This window comes from Streptomyces californicus, assembly GCF_000717645.1.
Lineage (GTDB): Bacteria > Actinomycetota > Actinomycetes > Streptomycetales > Streptomycetaceae > Streptomyces > Streptomyces californicus.
Genome location: NZ_JNZZ01000105.1, coordinates 1 through 201, shown reverse-complemented (window position 1 = coordinate 201; position 201 = coordinate 1). Strand labels below are relative to the sequence as shown.

1 protein-coding gene is annotated in these 201 nt (G+C 67.7%); it reads left to right on the top strand.

Translation table 11 applies throughout. The features are described from left to right. On the top strand, window positions 1–201 hold a 201-nt coding region (locus tag IF19_RS01000000135295), incomplete at both ends, for a hypothetical protein (RefSeq protein ID WP_032759387.1).

Genomic DNA, 201 nt, shown 5'->3' with positions numbered 1-201 from the left:
TCGCAGATGACGTCGATCACCACCGGCGGGAAGACGTACGCGGGCCAGTACGGCTCCACCGACCAGTCCGAGCGCATCAAGCTCGGCGACACGTTCTTCCACAACGGCCCGCTCGGCCTCTCCGCGACCTCAACGGCCGGTGTGGACACCGGATTCAACCGTGAGCCCGGGGGCACGCTGAACTCCATGACCCGTGGGGGG